Source organism: Pseudohaemophilus parahaemolyticus (assembly GCF_938021905.1).
GTDB lineage: Bacteria > Pseudomonadota > Gammaproteobacteria > Enterobacterales > Pasteurellaceae > Haemophilus_A > Haemophilus_A parahaemolyticus_B.
The window spans coordinates 1-18,348 of the sequence record NZ_CALIFA010000058.1; the positions used below are offsets into that span (position 1 = coordinate 1).

27 protein-coding genes are annotated in these 18,348 nt (G+C 39.7%); 1 reads left to right on the plus strand and 26 read right to left on the minus strand.

The window, feature by feature from the left end; all coding sequences use genetic code 11:
- From QMF79_RS05420 to QMF79_RS05545, 26 genes are all read right to left on the minus strand, one after another.
- A partial coding sequence (locus QMF79_RS05420; RefSeq protein ID WP_281773041.1) for a hypothetical protein occupies positions 1 to 255 on the minus strand: 255 nt, incomplete at its 3' end.
- Positions 256 to 320: 65 nt separating this feature from the next.
- Positions 321 to 1,247 carry a hypothetical protein gene (locus tag QMF79_RS05425; protein WP_005661610.1) on the minus strand — a complete coding sequence of 309 codons (927 nt, stop codon included), beginning with the start codon at positions 1,245 to 1,247 and terminating at the stop codon, positions 321 to 323.
- A gap of 18 nt (positions 1,248 to 1,265) precedes the next feature.
- The gene (locus tag QMF79_RS05430) at positions 1,266 to 2,369 is read right to left on the minus strand and encodes a hypothetical protein (protein WP_005661607.1); all 1,104 of its coding nucleotides are present in this window, start codon (positions 2,367 to 2,369) and stop codon (positions 1,266 to 1,268) included.
- A gap of 242 nt (positions 2,370 to 2,611) precedes the next feature.
- Positions 2,612 to 3,112 (minus strand): phage virion morphogenesis protein, encoded by a 501-nt coding sequence (locus tag QMF79_RS05435; RefSeq protein WP_005661604.1) that lies wholly within the window; start codon positions 3,110 to 3,112, stop codon positions 2,612 to 2,614.
- A 202-nt stretch (positions 3,113 to 3,314) separates the two neighbouring features.
- Positions 3,315 to 3,503, minus strand: coding sequence for a hypothetical protein (locus QMF79_RS05440; protein ID WP_005658899.1), 189 nt, complete (start codon positions 3,501 to 3,503; stop codon positions 3,315 to 3,317).
- A 186-nt stretch (positions 3,504 to 3,689) separates the two neighbouring features.
- Positions 3,690 to 4,967, minus strand: coding sequence for a phage minor head protein (locus tag QMF79_RS05445; protein ID WP_005658901.1), 1,278 nt, complete (start codon positions 4,965 to 4,967; stop codon positions 3,690 to 3,692).
- Complete coding sequence (locus tag QMF79_RS05450; protein WP_005661597.1) at positions 4,968 to 6,383, minus strand: DUF935 domain-containing protein; 1,416 nt, start codon at positions 6,381 to 6,383, stop codon at positions 4,968 to 4,970.
- Between the two features lies 1 nt (position 6,384).
- Entirely contained in the window at positions 6,385 to 7,707 is a 1,323-nt protein-coding gene (locus QMF79_RS05455; protein WP_005658905.1) for a terminase large subunit domain-containing protein, read from the minus strand.
- On the minus strand, positions 7,691 to 8,239 hold the full coding sequence (locus QMF79_RS05460) for a DUF3486 family protein (RefSeq protein ID WP_005658907.1): 549 nt from the start codon (positions 8,237 to 8,239) through the stop codon (positions 7,691 to 7,693). Before QMF79_RS05460 ends, QMF79_RS05455 begins: the two co-directional genes overlap by 17 nt.
- A gap of 9 nt (positions 8,240 to 8,248) precedes the next feature.
- On the minus strand, positions 8,249 to 8,551 hold the full coding sequence (locus QMF79_RS05465) for a hypothetical protein (RefSeq protein ID WP_005658909.1): 303 nt from the start codon (positions 8,549 to 8,551) through the stop codon (positions 8,249 to 8,251).
- Complete coding sequence (locus QMF79_RS05470) at positions 8,548 to 8,856, minus strand: hypothetical protein (RefSeq protein WP_005658911.1); 309 nt, start codon at positions 8,854 to 8,856, stop codon at positions 8,548 to 8,550. Before QMF79_RS05470 ends, QMF79_RS05465 begins: the two co-directional genes overlap by 4 nt.
- Before the next feature lie 123 nt (positions 8,857 to 8,979).
- Positions 8,980 to 9,237, minus strand: coding sequence for a DUF2681 domain-containing protein (locus QMF79_RS05475; protein ID WP_005658913.1), 258 nt, complete (start codon positions 9,235 to 9,237; stop codon positions 8,980 to 8,982).
- Entirely contained in the window at positions 9,234 to 9,464 is a 231-nt protein-coding gene (locus QMF79_RS05480; RefSeq protein WP_005658916.1) for a DUF2644 domain-containing protein, read from the minus strand. Before QMF79_RS05480 ends, QMF79_RS05475 begins: the two co-directional genes overlap by 4 nt.
- A 239-nt stretch (positions 9,465 to 9,703) precedes the next feature.
- A complete protein-coding gene (locus tag QMF79_RS05485; protein ID WP_281773042.1) occupies positions 9,704 to 10,240 on the minus strand; it encodes an N-acetylmuramoyl-L-alanine amidase in 537 nt (178 codons plus the stop codon).
- 86 nt (positions 10,241 to 10,326) lie between these two features.
- Positions 10,327 to 10,746: a hypothetical protein gene (locus tag QMF79_RS05490; protein ID WP_005658925.1), complete on the minus strand. Its 420-nt coding sequence runs from the start codon at positions 10,744 to 10,746 to the stop codon at positions 10,327 to 10,329.
- 73 nt (positions 10,747 to 10,819) lie between these two features.
- Positions 10,820 to 11,194: a Mor transcription activator family protein gene (locus QMF79_RS05495; RefSeq protein WP_005658927.1), complete on the minus strand. Its 375-nt coding sequence runs from the start codon at positions 11,192 to 11,194 to the stop codon at positions 10,820 to 10,822.
- A 3-nt stretch (positions 11,195 to 11,197) separates the two neighbouring features.
- Positions 11,198 to 11,686, minus strand: a complete 489-nt coding sequence (locus QMF79_RS05500; protein ID WP_005658929.1) for a gp16 family protein — start codon at positions 11,684 to 11,686, stop codon at positions 11,198 to 11,200.
- 108 nt (positions 11,687 to 11,794) lie between these two features.
- Entirely contained in the window at positions 11,795 to 12,763 is a 969-nt protein-coding gene (locus QMF79_RS05505; RefSeq protein WP_005658930.1) for a hypothetical protein, read from the minus strand.
- An 81-nt stretch (positions 12,764 to 12,844) separates the two neighbouring features.
- Positions 12,845 to 13,045 carry a hypothetical protein gene (locus QMF79_RS05510; RefSeq protein ID WP_005658932.1) on the minus strand — a complete coding sequence of 67 codons (201 nt, stop codon included), beginning with the start codon at positions 13,043 to 13,045 and terminating at the stop codon, positions 12,845 to 12,847.
- Positions 13,042 to 13,206 carry a hypothetical protein gene (locus tag QMF79_RS05515; RefSeq protein ID WP_006996622.1) on the minus strand — a complete coding sequence of 55 codons (165 nt, stop codon included), beginning with the start codon at positions 13,204 to 13,206 and terminating at the stop codon, positions 13,042 to 13,044. Before QMF79_RS05515 ends, QMF79_RS05510 begins: the two co-directional genes overlap by 4 nt.
- Before the next feature lie 10 nt (positions 13,207 to 13,216).
- Positions 13,217 to 13,414: an ANR family transcriptional regulator gene (locus QMF79_RS05520; RefSeq protein WP_005660802.1), complete on the minus strand. Its 198-nt coding sequence runs from the start codon at positions 13,412 to 13,414 to the stop codon at positions 13,217 to 13,219.
- A gap of 104 nt (positions 13,415 to 13,518) precedes the next feature.
- Positions 13,519 to 14,037, minus strand: a complete 519-nt coding sequence (locus tag QMF79_RS05525) for a host-nuclease inhibitor Gam family protein (protein ID WP_005660799.1) — start codon at positions 14,035 to 14,037, stop codon at positions 13,519 to 13,521.
- Positions 14,038 to 14,058: 21 nt separating this feature from the next.
- Entirely contained in the window at positions 14,059 to 14,262 is a 204-nt protein-coding gene (locus tag QMF79_RS05530) for a hypothetical protein (protein ID WP_005657708.1), read from the minus strand.
- On the minus strand, positions 14,262 to 15,179 hold the full coding sequence (locus QMF79_RS05535) for an AAA family ATPase (RefSeq protein ID WP_005660796.1): 918 nt from the start codon (positions 15,177 to 15,179) through the stop codon (positions 14,262 to 14,264). The genes QMF79_RS05530 and QMF79_RS05535 overlap by 1 nt, the downstream gene beginning before the upstream one ends.
- Before the next feature lie 26 nt (positions 15,180 to 15,205).
- Positions 15,206 to 17,215, minus strand: a complete 2,010-nt coding sequence (locus QMF79_RS05540) for a transposase domain-containing protein (protein WP_005657712.1) — start codon at positions 17,213 to 17,215, stop codon at positions 15,206 to 15,208.
- A 10-nt stretch (positions 17,216 to 17,225) separates the two neighbouring features.
- On the minus strand, positions 17,226 to 17,453 hold the full coding sequence (locus tag QMF79_RS05545; protein WP_005660793.1) for a helix-turn-helix domain-containing protein: 228 nt from the start codon (positions 17,451 to 17,453) through the stop codon (positions 17,226 to 17,228).
- A 210-nt stretch (positions 17,454 to 17,663) separates the two neighbouring features.
- Here QMF79_RS05545 and QMF79_RS05550 point away from each other — a divergent pair, with 210 nt between their 5' ends.
- Positions 17,664 to 18,164 (plus strand): DNA-binding protein, encoded by a 501-nt coding sequence (locus tag QMF79_RS05550; RefSeq protein WP_005657715.1) that lies wholly within the window; start codon positions 17,664 to 17,666, stop codon positions 18,162 to 18,164.
- The last annotated feature ends 184 nt before the right edge of the window (positions 18,165 to 18,348 follow it).

An 18,348-nucleotide genomic window follows, 5' to 3' on the forward strand; every position in this document is an offset into this window, starting at 1 on the left:
ACGTTCTTTTTCTGCCTTTTCTTCAGCTTCTTTTTGTGCTTTTTCAGCAGCTAAACGCTCTTGCTCTGCTTTTTCTTCAGCAAGACGTCGTTCTTCTTTTTGCTTTTCCAATTCAGATTGGTCTAGCTGAATATAAAGCGATAAGTTTTCCGCTTCTTCAGCAGTCAATTCGATTTTGTCGCCCTTTTCATAACGTTTGCCGTTGTGAAGAATTGCCATTGTGCCAACGACGGCATATAACATTTTTTTATTCATTTTTCTCTCCCAAAAAAGTGAGTAAACCGCACTTAAAACTCGTTTAAATACGGCTTAAATTAGATTTAAATACAGCCCTTGATTAAGTAACCAGCAGCTTTACCAACAATGTATGGCTTATTGATATCTGTTGTACGCACGATTTCAACTTTGCCCCCAACTTCAGTATAGGTATCCACATATAAGCCATTTTTACGACGCACGGTATAACCATAAGATGGCTCATAGATATTTTGTTTTTTCTCTTTTGATGCAGCTGCAACATAAGCAAGCACGATAGCTTTTGACCAAATATCTTTTAATTCACTACTTTGTTCATACACCGCCTCACCAATGATGACTTTGTCAATTTTGACTAACTTTGCAAAATCTTCAGGCGTTAATACTGCCGTTGCCACATATTTGATTTTTTCTAGTACTTTGGGGTGTTCACTTAACACTTCCCATACATCACCAGAAATTGCACAAACATTCGGCTTACGACCTGTCGCACGTTTAATTGCACGAATACCTGCTTTAATAACAGAAATTGGATCAGAGTTTTTATCCGTAAATTGAGAAGTACCACTTAACGTGATTTTATTGCTTGCATCATAGTTGTCTTCGTTTAATGCTAAATCCGCACAGGCTTTTTCACGATTTAATACAATCACATCTTGAGTGACACCTGTTGCGTACTGACGAAGTGGGTAAACGCCTTCCGCTTCGCTCACTTCACGAATATCAATTGGATATTCAATGTCGTTTTCTTCTAACACAACAGTCAATGAACCAATATCTTCAGGTGTTAAACGATTTGATGCGGCTCGAAGTTCACGCTTTGTGGTTTGTAAACGGAATGCTAAGCGCCCAAAAGTTGGGATTTTGCCCCCTTCTTTTTGTGTTTCTGCAATCGGGAATAACACTTCAGAAATCATATTCCCATTGTAATAACCCTGTGCTAACTCTGTTAATACAGGGTCAACAACACGATGTTTTGATAAATCAGACATTTGATTTTCTCCCTTGATTTATGAATGAATTGCATTGAATGCGGTGACATAAGACACATTGTGTTCTTTCATATAAGCACGTACACGCTTGTCCATATCAATAGCCTCTGCGCTTGTGCCTTCCGCATATTCAACCGTATTATCTTCAGTTGTTGTGGCATTATCTTTCGTTGCCACTTCACCAAATTGAATAATTTGAGGTTGCGCTTCTAAAAATGCTTTAATTGCAGTCAGGATGTTTTCCCCTTCGCCAAATTCAACTACGCCACCAGCTGATTGCACAGCAGCACAGTTCAGCAACTCAATGGCTTTTTCTTTTGACACAGGAGCAAGTTTCCCTACGCTAACTAGACTTTCTGCAAAATCAGCGTTTTCAACTTTCGTTTGATTTAATTGCGCTTCAGCTTTTTGGGCTTCAGCTTGGGCTTTTTCGTCTTTTAGCTGTTGGTTTTCAGCTTTCAGACGCTCAAGCTCAGCTTTTTCTTCTGCACTCATTTCAGGTTCTCCTTGTTGTTGAGTGGGTTCATTAAAAATCGGAGATTCCGCTTTTTGCGGTTGTAGCGAGTTGCGTACGGCTTCTTCTTGTACACTACCCACTAAATAATCGGGTAAAACTTTATCCGCCTCCTCCTGTCCGTGCTTACCAATAAACCTGTCACGCAAACGTCGCCACAGTGTGGCTTCTGTCCAGTCAGAAAAATCCACCACACCTTCTTCATCTTCAGCAAATTCAGGGTTACGCAATCCTTTGACAGCAGGCGGCATTGCCCCTAAAAAACCGACGTGACGTAAATAAAGCGAGCCTTGTTTAGGATTAGCTTGACTGTTTGCAAGGTAAAACGAAGCAGATACTTTTTTAAATCGTCCTTTATCTACCATCTCGGCAAATTCAGGGTCGATTTGGTCAAACTCTGCCTTGAGAATATCGCCATCAAGCTCTAGGCGTTTGACCCACGCATAAGCTGGATGATTATGTTGTGGATGACCGATAACAGCGGGAGCCTCGTGAAACTCCACGTTATAACTTTGTACTGCTTGTTGTAAGTCTTCGATAGTCAATGTGACTTCTTTGCCATTAGCATCTTTACGAGTGCCAGCTTTGAAAATTTCAATGAGATTCATAATGCCTCCGTTATAGAAACATTATGCCAAGAGGAACGTGAAAAGAATTTTAAAGTGCTTTAAAGATTTGATGAGGAAAACATTATTAAGAGAGCGTTAAGTTTTATATAAAAACTTAAAGTGCTTTAAATGCGGTTCAAATCGCTTAAATTCGATTTAAATTTTTTGAGACGATAAATCGTATTATTTTTAGATTTAAACGCCACAGTGCGAATTTGTGGCGTTATTTTGATTTTTAGGGTTTATTTCAAATTTTGGTTAATTTGGCGTTGTAAAAGTGCGGTGGCTTTTTTCAGAAGTTTTTGTTCGTCTTGAGCATTTACACCTAACCATGGACGCGCAGGAATTTTAGATTGTTTAGCATAAACGGTATTACTCCCTTTTCCAAATTTTAACCGCTTGCCTTTCTTCGGTCTAATTACGCCGCCGAACTGGTGCAATCTGGCATATTTTGCATCGGAACCAAATTCAAGACGATTATCATCATAATTGTATGCTGTCTTTTGTGATAAATAACCACCTTGTTTTAGAATCTGATCGTTTCCTTTTATTTTCCGTGTAATAGAGGAAAGGGGTTGCCATTTTTTACCATCGGGCGCAACTTCAGCTTTAAATCGGTCGGCGTGAATTTTCTTCAAGGTTTCGCCCAATAAGCCGTAGAGTTTGCGTGGGTGCTGTAGTTGTTGGGCAATGCTGTGCAGTTTTGCGAGCGCTTGGGTGTCGTTGAGGGTGATTTTGATCATGGCGTTATTCCACTCTAAAATGCAAGCGTGGTAATGTTGCCACGCTTTATTTAAGGAAATTTTATGTCAAATTACGAAGACAACCTTTTAAGAAATATCTTCGTTGCTCAAGTAGCAACCTTGGCAAAAGCAATCAAAGCTGAAAAACTTGCTCAAGGAACAAGGACCACCAGTGATTGCTATCGTGAAGCTATCATTGAAATTAAACGGAATCGTGAGAAGATTCTATCTCTTCTTGATGAGATACAAGCTCATTACTAATGTCAAAACGTTGGTAATCTTGCACATAAGCTTGAAGCCAATGTAAGACAGAAATAATTTCGTTGATTGTTAAGCCTTGGAATTGTGGTAGTAATTCTAGGGCTTTTTTTCTTTCTTCAAGTTCAGTCATTTTATTCTCCTATTGATTAAAAAATAAGTTGGGCGTATAGTTACGGAAGCTAAGGTATCGTAGGGGCTTTAACAAGGTGGCTAAGTGGTCAAACCTTAAGACTTATAAGAACTACGGGAACGGTTCAAGTAAGTTGGTTTGGATATGTTTGTGGGTTCGAGTCCCACCCGATATTTTAGCGTTCCCTTAAAGCTCTCCCCATAACACTTCAAACTGTTGTAATTTCTTTAAATCTTCATCAATCACGCTTGCTGTTTTAACCACATTTAAATTAGCTTTAAATTTTTTGCTAGTAAGCTGATCTCTCAATTTAACTTCATAATCCATTTTGACTGCCACTTTGCCGTGATCTGTGTCATAGATAAAAAGCAAGGTATCTTTAGCATTTTTATCATTAAAACTTTCTTTAGGTTGAAACAAAATTGCCTTAGGATTTCTCAACTTCTCTGGCAACTGCTCCCAAAACTCAATAGGCAGGTTAATGCCTTTGGCTTGCTTAGTATCACGCAAGGCGTGTAATACATCTTCATCACGCACTGCTATCACAGCAGTTTGAGGGGCTTTATCCATTGCAGTTAGCTTATCAATCACTTCGTCATGAATAACCCCTACGTACTTCATTTTTCCTCTTGCGATTTTTTCATTAGATACCGTTTCTACCATTTCTTTCATTGAGTGATTTAATAACGCAACCGTTGCCGTATTTTTCATCACATCTTGAATTAATAAACTGGCAAAGCGAGGTTCTGCTGTTGTAAGTTTTTGAAACAAAATGCTATCAATCTCAACATTTCTGCTTGAGCTCAAATCATCAAAATTATAAGGTGCAAATCCAACATCATAGCCTTTGGGGAGTGTTACTAAACGCGGAGAGCCTGAACGAACACCGACTAATTTATCTTCATATTCAATCTCAACGGGAGGACTAACTTGTTTCCCCATTGCTTTTAAATCATGCTCATCATGGGCAATGACTGTGCAATGACAACCATATGCTTTGATCGGGTAATAGTATTTCCAAAATGGATCTGTCGCTGGACGAATTGTCCCATCCAAGGCAACGTGTTCTGGTCTGGGGTGACTGTTATCATTATGTTGATATTCCCAGTAGGGCATGACATCTGCTAAATCTAAATGTTGCTGTAAACGCCCTAGGTTATATGCACCATAAACATTTGTATCGTAAATAATACGTGTTCGCCAATTTCTTCCTCCGTTATAATCCCAACCCGTTTTTTCGACAATCTCATCAAATCGCTGACGGAAACTTTCTAATGTTTCCCCATGATGAATCGCTTGATCTACTGCCTCACGAAATGCGTTGATAACTTCATTACGATTTGCGCCCGCAACAACGAAAAAATAGTCGTGCTCTTCACCCAATACATCTAAATAACTATTGGTTTTTAAATTGAGTTTTTTCTCAAAGTAACGAGATTGCTCTTGAAATGTAAACTTGCTCATTTATTTTTCTTCCACAACAGATTGGCGACCTGCTAAAAATGCTGTAGTACTTGCCCAAGCCATTAACTCACCGTATTCAGCAAAATTTAACTCAGGAATGAGACTGTCAAGCTGGTTGCGAAAATCTTCCAAACTCTCAGCTTGACTCAATCTATCTTTAATGGTTTGCATCCAATCTTCAATATAAGTTTCACCCTCTACCTCTAACTGTTCAACGATTCCATCTGTGATATTCGATGGCAATGTTGGCTCATTAAACTCTGCGGTTTTTGGCGTGTTATTGACGGTTAATTCAATATCACCATCTTCAAAACCATAGGTGCGGTGAAGATATTGAGCGGTAAATTTCACCCCCATTTGCGATAAAATTTGGTCACGTTCTACTTGAACTTTATCAATGCTTTCTTGTTCGTAAAGTTCAAATTTAGGCAAGGTTTCCATATTAAAATTGAGCTCACAAATCCAATTCAATAACTGATTAAAACCGCTTTCAACGAGGGTAACATCCTCATTGCGGATTTCTTTTGTTACTTCAAGCCCAGCGGTAGCTGACGCACGATTGCTTTCTTGTTCGGTGGTTTGATTTTGCCCGAGTAAAGCAATGGCAATTTCAGACTTACAATACTTTAAAAATTCATCAAAGACCTGTGAAGAGCCACCTTTGCTTGCGCTTTCTAGCATTGAAATGGAGCTATCATCAGGGATTGCAGCAACAGCAGTACCAATCATTTGTTCGAGGCTATCTAACAAATCTTCGATTTCGTGTGTTTGTGCTTGGCGAGGATGTTTGCCGACCAACCAAGGCGAACCGTATTTTTCGGTAAATTCTAGCCAAAATTTAAAGCCACCTCGTTTAAAGGTTGCAGCCCAAAAGCACAAAGCGAGATCGGATTTTCCGTAAGGATTGGTATAATTGGCTTCTTGGGTCGTCAGCAAAAACTTTTTCTCAGGAACAAGTTTGCCGTTACGGTTCTCTTTATCTCGTAACATCAGTTGATTCTGCTCATCAAAGACAAACCATTCTTGTGGCTTACCAATGACTTCTGCTGGTAACCACAAACCATTTTGGTTTTCCCACATCACTTCGAGCACTTGATAACCAAACAAAGCGGCATCTAACATTTCAGTAATAATTTGAGGTAGGGGAAGACGCTCAAAAAGTGTGTTCAGGATTTCGTCGGTTTTGTCATTACCTGTTGGGGTGATTCGCCACTCTAAACCTTTGATAGCCGCTTTACGACGTCGGACACAACCTGCCACGTGACTATCTGACAAGACTTCACGGTAAGCAGAAATATCACGCCCCATTTTCTTTAAAACGGGGTCAGGATTAGGGAGATATTGCCCCATACTGAAATAATCAATGGCGTGAGAACGCACCGCTATTTCTTTCACTAAATCAAATTTCTTCGCCATATTAATATCCTTGTGTCATTTTTCTGCTTGTTCTTGGTTTTCGGCTTTGGGCTTTGATTGGCATAATTACCCCCTCTTTAGCAGCAGTGAGGGCAAGAAAGCACGCCCAAGTTCGGTCAGCGTGTCCTTTTGAATCACTTTCAGCGATAAAGCGTGGCACGCCATTTGAGCCAGTCACCTTTTTGAGTTTGTGTAAATCTTCTCGCAAATCGGTGTCGCCTTGGGGGATACGAATTTGTCTGTCTTCAAAGGCATTTTTACCAATAGTTGCCATATTCAGTTTGGTGGCGACATTAAATAACACCCCTTGTACTCGGCGTTTACCGTGGCTGTATTGCGCATCTTCCACCATTTTTTCGCCCATGCCTGTTTGGTCGAGATAACAGGTGATGACGTGGTATTGATTAAATACTCGGTCTAATTCAGCAAGTTGCTCTCTCAAAGCAACCCGTTTGAGCGTTATCACTTCTCTTGTCCAGTACACGTCACCCACTAATTCAATGACCCAAATCACGGTTAAATCCCCCCGAACCGCAATATCCATCCCTACAAAACAAGGATTGCCTGTGTAAAGCTCAGGAATGCCTGCCTGATGATGTTCTACAGCGTCAATCAGATCATAAGAGAGCCATGAACTTGCTTCATCAAGCCATTTCAATTCGAACTCTTGCGCCCAAGCATCTTCATCATTTAAACCCTTACGTAGCTGTTCAATGTTACGAGGTAAGCCGTCTGCAACAGCTTGATAAATATCCACGGTATGACGTGACCATTCTGTATTATTAAGGTCGGTCATCAGTTCATAAAATTTGTTCCCTTTGCCGTTTGGGGTACTCACAACTCGCAATTTCCAATCTGCGGATATGACGGGGAATAAGGCTTTCCAGATTTCTCGGCTGTCTTGATGGAAGGCAAATTCATCTAAAAACACATTGGCAGAGAAACCACGGGCAGTGTCAGGATTGGCTGGCAGTGCGGTAATTTTGGAACCGTTAGGGAAAATCACTTCAAGAGCATTGATGGTCGGACTAAATGGTACCTCCATAATTTGACAGGCAATGCCCACAGCCTCTAAATGACGTTTTACTCCTTCATTAATGGCTTCTTTGGCTTGGCGTTCTCCTCGGGATAAAATCACCCAGCGGGTTTTCTCTCCACGCGCTTCACAAGCCATACAATCCAATACAATTTCAAGGGTAGTGGTAAAAGTTTTGCCAGATTGACGGCTAAACATTGCCACTTTGAAACGACTGTTATCTTGCAGCCAGCGTTTTTGGTAGTTGTAGAGAACGGTTCGTGGTGTGGTATTAGTTGTTAAGCCCATAGGTTTCTAATAATCCTTTGCGTACACGCTCAAGGGTTGGCATATCGTTGCCTTCTTGCTCGGCGTTTTTTGCCATTTCGTCAAGTTTTGCCAATAGTTTAGCTTTATGCTCAGCCTGATATTGTTTCAGTTTGACACTGGCAGAGGTCATTGCAGCGATGTTTTTACCGATATTGCCAAATAACTTAATTTTATCTTTTACGCTTAACTCTTCGGTATTACGTGACTCAATTAAGATATTCATCAAATCAGTCTGAACCAGTCTCATTAACGCATCAGATTGACTATCGCCATCATCATCAACAGATTCAGTGATCAATTTGGCAATTTCTGCACTTTCTTTAATCGCTTTCAAACGACCCTCAATTTTCTGACCATAACGATGAATCGCCGACTTACTGATTGAATAGCCTTTGTCTTTCAATAGCTTTTCCAGTTCTACATAACCTGCAAAGCCATTTTCCGTTAACGCTCTTTCCAGCCAACGGCGGACGTCTTCTGGCAGTTGTTCAATAGAAGAACGTGGAGCCATATATCCCCCTTATGCCCAATATTTTTCAGGACGGGCAATACCAGCCTGACAATCAATGGTGTATTCCACAATATCCACACCTAAGCGATGAATATCGGCAAACCATACACCGTGCGGTTGCTTATCAATGCTGATGAGCTTTCTGTCTTGTAAATATTCCAATTGTTGGCGAATCTCTAATGCGGTTACGTTTGGGTAAATACCACGAATGACGTCAAGTAAAAATTGCTCACTCGTTGTATACGGCATTGCTTTATGTAGCACATTCAATAATTGCCAACGCATACCTTCTCGTCGTGCTTTTTCCATCATCTTGTACTCTCCATTTTGTATAAATCGCTTAATGTCTTGTGTAGTGCATCCATTTTGGCTTCAAGAATAGCTTGTCCTCGGATGTAATCATCACGTAGCACGTAGTTAAGTGGTAATGCTGATTGCATCTGATTTAACTGTTTTTCAATGTCCTCAACTTTGTCATTCACTTTCATTTGATTATGATGTCGCTCGCTCAGTGAATTTTGAAACTGTGCAACCAGCATCTTCGCAAACCCAAAACAGCACCCTAAAAATGAGATCAGTAATCCAACTAAATGCCAAAACTCCACATTGATTGTCATTTTTTCTCTCCCTGAATTGGGCAAATTTCCCTATAAGTTTGATTATGTACCAGTATCTGTCGTAAGGTTTCCGTTGAGTCTTGACGGCTTGCCTTAATCAATCTAAAACCACTACAACTCGGGTTAATCACGGAGATCGTTTTGGTTGTGCAATCTGTCAATAATCCGCTCACGGCTAGTGCTAACAATGTTTTCTTCATTTTTTTGTCTCACTTGATGATGTTTAATCTGTGTTTGGGCTACAGCTTTTTCTGTTTGCAGTTGTGCATTTTCTTCTATCAGCTTTTCAACTCGTCGCTGTGCTTGCTTTAACCTGAAGAAAACATAACCACATAACAAAATAAAAAATGTTGTGCAGACAACAATCACTTGTAAGTTCATTCACGTCCTCCCTGTCGTCTTTCCATCGCGTTTGCAAAGCCTTTTGTTGCGACGCCTCCGCCACAAAAGATTGCAAATGTCATGAATAGCTCTGGTACATAAGATCTGTCTAAATACACACAAATCGCTAGAATAATTGCCATCAATAACGCACCTCCAAATTGAATTGTGCCTGTTGTTGATAAACGTCCATCTGTGTTAGTAATAAGTTCATTCAGTTTTTTCATTTTTTGGCTCCTTAATAAAACCACCAAAAATCATGATTTCCCACACTAAAGAAAAAAATGTTATTCCTCGAATTTCTCTTTTCATTATCAATATCCCCATAACAGATAAAATGCATTAGCGGCTGTGACTCCACTGTTTAATCGTTGATTTTGCTTAGCGTTATTACTGAGTTTTTGAAAGGATTTACCTTTTAATGACCGACTTACTTTAACTTTTATTGATGCACTCATAATGCTCCTTATTCAAATAAGTGTTCATCATTAATCACTTGCTCACTGTCGAGCCATTCCCAAACATCAAAACAAGGACAATCTTTCAGCCATTCGTTAGGGGTGATGGTGCCGTCGCCGTTTAAATCTGGACTTAAATCACGATGTCCACAAATACGAGAGCTGGGAAATCGGCTTTCTAGCTTGCGTAAGAGTTTGTGCAAGGCTTGCCATTGTTTGCGAGTATATTCACCGTGATTTTTACCCATACCAGTGATGCCTCCCACAAGACAAATGCCAATAGAATTTTGATTGTGACCTTTAACGTGTGCACCTGTTTCCCCCACTTCACGTCCTGTCTCAACCGTGCCGTTAGTATCAATAATGAAGTGGTAGACCACGTGCTTTAGGTGCGGGTTAAAACGTTTGATATAAGTAGGATTGCGTTTAAATCCCCGTTTTTGATGCCATTCGTCGATGCGTTCGGCGGCACTTTGTGAGCTTGTTCGGAGAGGTTTGCCGTTGGTTGTGGCAGAGCAGTGGATAACAATGTGATTAATAGCCATAAAAAAACTCCAATTATCAAGTCATTCTTAATAACTGGAGTATAGTAAAATGGGGTTTAAATTGATTTTAAAGTGGTTTAAAGAAACTATTTCTCTTCAAATGATTTTTGAATCAAACTTAAGTCAATATCCTTTTCCATTGGTAAGCCAAAAGTATCTTTATAACTTCCCAATAAAGATTCATTCTTGAAATAGTTATCATAAATGGTCATTGCCGTACCATTAAGAGCATAAAAGCGTTTTACAGGGTCTTTGTCTTTATTGTAAAGGAATATGTATGTATTACCACGACCATCTAGAGAAATCAAAGCACATCCAACATAATAACGATTATTTACTTGTTTGGTTTTACACTCAACTGCACCACTAGAGTCTTTTTTTATCTTATTGATGAAAGCAAGTGTTAGGGTATCTTTTTCTGCTTGAGTTGGTGCATTAGGATCTTCAGGTTCTCCACATGCTGTGATTCCTAACATCATTAACGTAATAACAAGCCATTTTTTCATTTTAATAATCTCCTTTTATGTTTAAATTCTCGCATTCTACACCTAAAAAACTACTTAATGGTGATTTTTTAGGTTATTTTTCACTAAACATATCAAACTGCCGTCTTGCAATTTCTTCTTTCGTGACTTTCTTCACGATTTGATAAATCCATTGCATAGAAACGTTGTATTTTCGTGCAAGTTCTCGGTGATTTGAGCCGTTAAATTCATTAAAAATTTTGCGGTCGCGCTCACTAAGCAATAAGACGAGATTACGTGGTATATAAATAACTTCACCGCCCCAGCTTTGAGCGATATGGCTTGCGACTTCAATACCGATTTGTTTGGCTAATTCTGAGTTGAACTCGTTGCTTTTTACTTTCGTTAATAATTGAGTTTCAATATGTTTAGCTAAATCAGCTAAGATTTCAGGTGCTTTTTCATCAAAAATATCTGCATTTGTACTCATCATTTAGCTCCTATTTATTTCTCGCTCACGCCACTTTTTCAAGCGTTCTAATACAATCGTTCCTTGTCTGTAATCTAATGCAGCTACACCCAACACCATTAGTTTTTCAGGCTTTAATATGGGATTGATCACATTACGCACAAATTGATTTAATGCTTCTTCCGAACCATCGCGTAAAAAGCCTTGTTTTGACATATCAATCCAAACAGCTCGAATTTTTAAAGCAATATCGTGTTTGACTACGGCTTTTCCTGAACTTGGACTGTGATAGTTTGAAGTATGAGTTTTTTTGTGAAAACTTGCTGCGTTATTTTGAAAACCTTTCGTTTCTAGTGCACTTAACACTTTATCTAACTCTGTAACTTTCATCTGTTTACACGTACTTTTTCCTGTCAAATTCATTAATAAAGAACGATAAGTTGATTCATCAATTGACAGCTTGTGCTTGGCAATATGGATAAGTTGAATATATTTTGCTTTAGTGTATCGCATGATGTTTTCTCGTTTATGTTAAAACACACTATTCAGCCCATTTCATCTAACTTACCTCTTCTTTTGTAAAGAGGGGCTAGGGGAGATTTAATGGACTGTAAATGGGTTTTAAATGTTTTCTTCGAGTTTTGTGCCTTCAACAAAACCAAGCAAAATGCCTTTCACAATCTTGTCCAATGCCACAAACTGACGGGCTATATAGGATTCAAATTCTGCTGCGTGTTTGCCGAAACTATTGGTGCTGACGGTGCTTTTCATTCTCTCAAAACCAGAAAACTTGATTTTGTTGATTTTTAAGCTAGATGTCAGTGTAAAACTTATGTCATCTTTACCTTCTTCATTCCAGCTGAACAGTTTGATTGATTGCACGCGATAGCCATTTTTTAAGGCTTCAATCACGCGTTCTTTACTTGCCGAGTCGTCACTACGAATGGCACAATCTAAATAGGTACGTGTTTCGTTAAATTCTCCTTGTGCAAGATAAAGTGTCGTGCGGTTAGCAAAATGTAAGTGATTAAACATAGGCTTGTTTTCTGTTAAAAGTGCGGTTAATTTTGCCGTTAAACCGAGTTTTTCTTCTGATACCACAAAGGTTCTAAATTCCACTACGCTCATATTCGTCACAATATTGCTAATCGCAATGCGCGCACGTGGTGAGCGACTATTGGTAATTAAGTGGTGCGTTTCGGCACAGTAGAAGAAATTCACGATTTCTGATGAATACGGCAAATCTTGTTCCAATAATGTTTCTTTAGCTTTTGAGACAATCTCTTTTTCACTCTTTCCCACTACATTGCCAAGTTCGTTTTCTCCGCGTTTTTTAAGCTGCCAAATTTGATGCTCTAGCAAGGCTTTGGAAAGATTAAGCCACTCAAAATGCACGGAGAAAAACAGGTTGCCATTACCCAATTTCGTTACTTTTTTGCCGTTAATTGGATTAGTGACCGTTTCCCAACGTAAAAAATATTTGTCGGAATGCCCACGCATATTTTCAACACGTGAAATCACATCATCGGTAGGAAAATGTGCACTGTAAATTTCGCATTGCTTCAAGGTGATAAAATCTGTGTTACGCATAATTTGCTCCTTTGTTGGTTGATTGTTAAAACACATTATTCAGCCCATTCCAAATGGGTTTAAATGGGCTGTAAATGGGCTTTACTTGTTTTGCATTAAGTATCGCAACCGTCTTTCATTTAAACTCAACTCACTAGCCCCTCGACGAAATAAACGTGAAGCCTGTGAAAAATCGTCATTGATGAGTAATTCTTTGGCGTTTTCTAACATCTCTAATGTTGCAACCACTTCATCAAGAATGCGGATTTTGACTTCATAAGATGTCATAGCTTGCATTGTCATACTTCCTCCACCTCAACCACATCATCAATTTCCGTAATCGTATGCGGTAGTTTATTCACATCACACACATTCAAATCACACAATTCCAACACTTGCTCATTGCTTTCAGCTTCCACAACAGCCTCAACTAAGCAATAAAAACGCGCTACATATTTCGCCATAATCCCCCCCTTAAAACGGTTTTCTTAATACTCGGTCACAAAACGCGGCGCGGTGTTTGCACCACTCTTGATTGCGTGCGTTAGGTGCGTTAAGTTCCGCAATCGCCCATTGCGCTTTGGCGTCTTGCAGTTCGCCTCTGCGTTCGCTGTTTGCCGCTTGTTCACTGTAATATTTAAAGTGATCAAACTTGTTGATGTTTTTGTTCATAAGGTTCTCCTATTGGTTTAAAGCCTATTATGAACGCCCTTCATCCCATCCCCATCTTTTGTAAAGAGGGACTAGGGGAGATTTAAAGAGCGTTTAAATAGGTTTTAGATGTCTTGCTCAAACGGTGTAATCACAAAATCTTCCACGCCTGTTTTAATCGTGACGCCCGCCACCGTTGCCGCTAATTCCGGCTCATTTAACATGGCTTCTTTGTTCACTTCTTCTTTCGTGCGAATGAATCGAACAAGCCCTAGGGTGCGCAAACTTTCAAGCACTGATTCCGCTCCGCGAATCCCCACACTTGGCGGACGCTGTCTCCATTGCACTTCGCCTGTATTAAATGAACCTGTTTTAGTTTTGCCGTTTTGAGTGAGTTCATCACGTCGGCTCTCACACCATGCTTGCACCGCATCTTGTTTTGGTGCGAGTTTTTCTTTGATTGCGTTCATCAAAGGCGCGTATTCTTCGGTAATAGCCGCTAATTTGTCGTTTTGTTCAATCGCTAGGCGTTCTAATTCGCGGTTTAAATCGCCGATCTCTTTAATCGCCACCTCCACTTCATCGCGCGTTTGATAACGCACTGCAAAGGTGTCGGTTTTAATGCGGGTTGCTTTCTTAGCCATTGTTTTTATCTCCTGTTATAATTAAGGTTGAGTTCCATTTGGGTAATGTTCTACCAACCATTCCACGATATAGCGTTCTTGCTCGGGGGTGAGGTTGGGTTGAAATTCGCCGTGTTCTTGTTTCCACTCTGCATTTGCACGTTCTTTTTGGCATTGCAAATTGCAGGTTTCTACATCTGTACAAGCACTGAGAAGTAGAACAATCATTAATAAATACTTTTTCATTAGATGGCTCCTTGCATATGCATTTTGGCTTGTAAAATCAGATCTAAATTAATAGCTACGCCTTGCCCTTTGGCAGCAATCCCTGCAAGGCGTAAATATTGTGTCAAAGCTCTAAGCCCGCCAGCTTTTGTACCGATATCATACAGAGCTTTCATTAGCTCTTTATCTTTTGTATCCAGTTGCCATGCTGCTGCCACGGATTGAATATCTTCTTTTTCACTGGCTTTAATGGCACAACGATTGCCCAATCTGTTCCAAAGTCTTGCGTGTTCGTGGGCTGGATTAATTCCCCCTTGCATGCGGGTATATACTCGGTCGTTGCCAATTAGAGCAAAACCAACTTCAGCTTTTTCTTGTATATAACGCAATTCTTCAATAGCGTCATAAGTGAGGTGAGCACTTTCATCTACAATCACAATGCCCCGTGTTCCAGTCAGTTTTTCCACAATCATTCGACTTAGGCGGTCTTTTCGGCGTGGAGCATCTTTAAACCCGAGTTCTAAGGCAAGTTCATATAAAAAAGCATTGAGAGAAGCTCGGCTTGGACTGATGGTAATCATCCAAACATTCTGGTTTTGCTTTTTAAACTCTTGGCAAGCTTTGGTTTTACCGACACCACTTGCTCCATAAATTGGCACAATGGTGGTTGCAAATCGTGCCATTTCTAAGGCATTAAAAATACGTTCTGCTGTAGGTGTTTGGATAAATTCAGGTGCCTCAATAAAAGAACGGATCTTTTTATCTTGATTTTTTAACCAGTTTTCTAAGGCATTTTCAATATTCTCAATATTCCCTGCATAAGTGCCTTTAAGATAAGCACTTAACGCCCCTGCTGACATTCCTATTTGTTGAGAAAGCTCACGTTGAGTGATATTTTTTCTCTCTAAAATTTGCTGAATTTGTTGGGTTAGTGTCATAATGGTTTCCTTCTAAATTTCGGCGGTTATTTCTGTACTTGCTTTAATCCGTTAAATAGATCCTGTTCAAAACTTAAGGTGTTTTGTTCTTCCGTTTCAGTTTCTAACTCGTGGTCAAGTTTGATAGTTTTAACAGTGTTACCGTCCGCAAACTGTGTCCAACTAAAGGCTTGTTTTTCGGCTGGCTCCACAAAATCGGCTGCAGATTGTTCAAACTGTTTGCGATACTGTGCCATTTCGTGTTCACTAAGTTTCTCGTGGTTATCCACCATTTTCTTAGTAATACGGCGTTGTTCGTTAATGAGGCGTTTTTGTACTCTTGCGCCTTCTTCACTATTGAAGGCAATTTTTTCTACACACTCGCCATTACATAAATACACACCGTTTTGGTCATAAATATGAACGGTGCCGTGCAAATCATCAGGGTCATAACGCACAATCACACTACCAACGTTGCCTCCAATAAGGGCTTGGGCTTCGTAAACGTTCTTTTGATTGTTGAGGACATAACCCGCTTTGAGAGTAAAGCGTCCGTGTTTGTCCACTTTAGTGCTTTCGCCTAACATCATTAACTGTCTCAGTTGTTCCTCTGTAGCAAAAGTTTGGCGAGTTTGCGCATAGTCACGCGCCCATAATTGATCTGCACTAAATATACCTTGCCCTAACTCTGTTTCTCTTCCTGCTTTGTCGTTCCAAAGACGTACGCCTTGTTCTAATATTTCTAAAAACAAGGCTTTATTCACGCCTTTTTTAAACTGATAATCTTCGGTTTTTTCAGTCACTGACCAGCCTGTAAAAAAAGCTTCTAAGCGTGCATCACCATCTACATAGGCAGGAAGGCTGTCTCGTTTGAACGCTCGCTCAATAGGCTTAGCACGCCCATTACCTCGCCCTTTAAACACTAAAGTGCGGATAACTTTGATGCCCAAACGATCAAACATACCGTCAATTTTTATGCCTGCAGTTTGACGCTTGCCTCGCTTGCGTTGTTGTGTGGTTTGCTTGTCGGAAGCAGCTCGGGTGTTATCCATTAAAATGGTTTTAGGAATGCCGTACTGCTTAATCATTCTTAGGGTGGCTTGGCGGATTTGATCACCGTTTTCACTGTCATCTACGCAGTAGCTTAAAATGCGGCGAGTACGCACATCTTGCCAAAACCATGTTTTAGGACGGATAGGTGGGCGTCCATCTTCATACCAATCTACAAACACGTTATGTTGATAACCATCACCATTGACGATTTCATAAGCTTCCAAATCCATGACAGTGCGAATTTGTGGGGCGGTCAGTTCACGTAATTCGTGTTCACCACCACGTGCTAATGCGATTTCTGCTTCGGTAAATTCGTTATAAAATTTACGTTTCAAGCTACTTAGGCTCGGGATTGTCCAGTCGTTTTCTTCAGCAGCCAAGGTTAAACGGTAATAACACACACTAAATTTTGGTTTGCTTTTGCGTAGGTAGTCTGCGCAAAAGAATGCCCATGCTTTGTCTGAAATATCTGCCCAACGACAGCTGTTATCTCTTTCTGTTCGGTCGAGCAGAAGAGGTAGCCAAATGCCTTGTGGGTGTGTTTTTACTTTGTACCACCAGCGTTTTAAACTACCTTTGCTGATAGTTTCATCATTGCTGTCAGTTGCATAAAGTGCTACCACTTGCTCAAAAGCTTTCATTAGTGGGATTTTGTTTTCCACTAATCGAGCCACTTTAACTACCGCTTGGAAACGACGTTCTGCGCGTTTTTCTTGCTCAAAGGTGGCTGAAGCGAGGACGTTCCATGCGCTTTCAATCATGGTTTGCTGATTTGAGTCGTTATTTTCTTTATTAACTTTCAGCTCTTCACTGTGCTTGAGTAAATATTCTGTTTGAACTTCTAGAGGAAGAGAGGAGAAGGAGTATTCGTATCCACCTCCTTGTACACCTTGAATTTCTCGGAATATCCATTTTTCTTTTCTAGCTAATCTATTTACATTGGTCGGATGTTTTGATAATCCACCTATTCCAGCAATTTCTTTAGCTGTAACCCAATTTTTCATATCAGCCACCTTAGTCTTGATTTAAGTATCTACTAGGCCAGATATCCCAAGGTTTCATACCTAATGCTTCTGCAATAATTCTTTCTCCTTTTGGATATGGTTTATCTAAAGCATTACGAACAGTTGTTTTTGCCAAACCATTTTCAACTCCTAGCTGAGATAAAGACTTACCTTTTTTCATTAACTCACCACGAATTTCGTGATTACTCATGTCTTGAGATCTTTTATTTCTACTCATTCTGTGAGATCCTTAAAAATTAGTTTTTAAAACTACTTCGACAATGTAAATCATTTAACTATATCGTACTATATTATCAGATCATTATCAAGTCAATAATTGATACGATAAATTTCTAATGGTTTCTCACAAGATTCATTTAAGTGTTTGATTTATAAAGATTGTTTTAATTAATTTTTTAAATCAAATTTTGATTTAATAAGGTGAATTATGAAATCAAAAAAAGAATGGTATTTACCGAGGGATTTGGCGGGTTTGGGAGATCTATCTCCATTTCCTTCAAATGTAACAAGAAAAGCCAAACAAGAAGGCTGGATAAAACGAGAAGCTAAAGGCATAAAGGGTGGAGGATTTGAATATCACTATTCATCTTTGCCACCAGCTGTACAACAGGCGTTAGGATTTAAGCCAAACGAAGCCAAAAAAGAACCTTTGCCAGCAGCGCGTGTTGGTGAGCGGTTGAAAGAGATAGACCGCATTATGGCGGCAATTAGCTCGCTCGAGGCAAAGGTAAAGGAATTAGAAGAGCCTACATTGGATAGCCTACCTGATACGCTAGACCAAGCTGAAAAACGGCTTGTGCGTTGGTTTCGACAATGTAATAAGGATAGGCAGGCGATGTTACTTTCATCGGCTGAAGTTCTAGCAGATATGTCATTGAAGGAACAAAAAGAGAGCTCGGAGCCACTTGAAAATTGTGAAGTAGCTTAAAGGTTTTTAAAAATAAATAACCCTAGCAAATCCTTTCTATGAATTTGCACAATACCTTGATAATAAAAAGAATTATAAAGTAATGTCAAGATAGGTAAATTAATTTTGTGAACTATGCTTAAAATCAATTTAAACTGCATTTAAATTTAGTTTTTAATTTCTCACTTTATGCGGTTGAATTTGA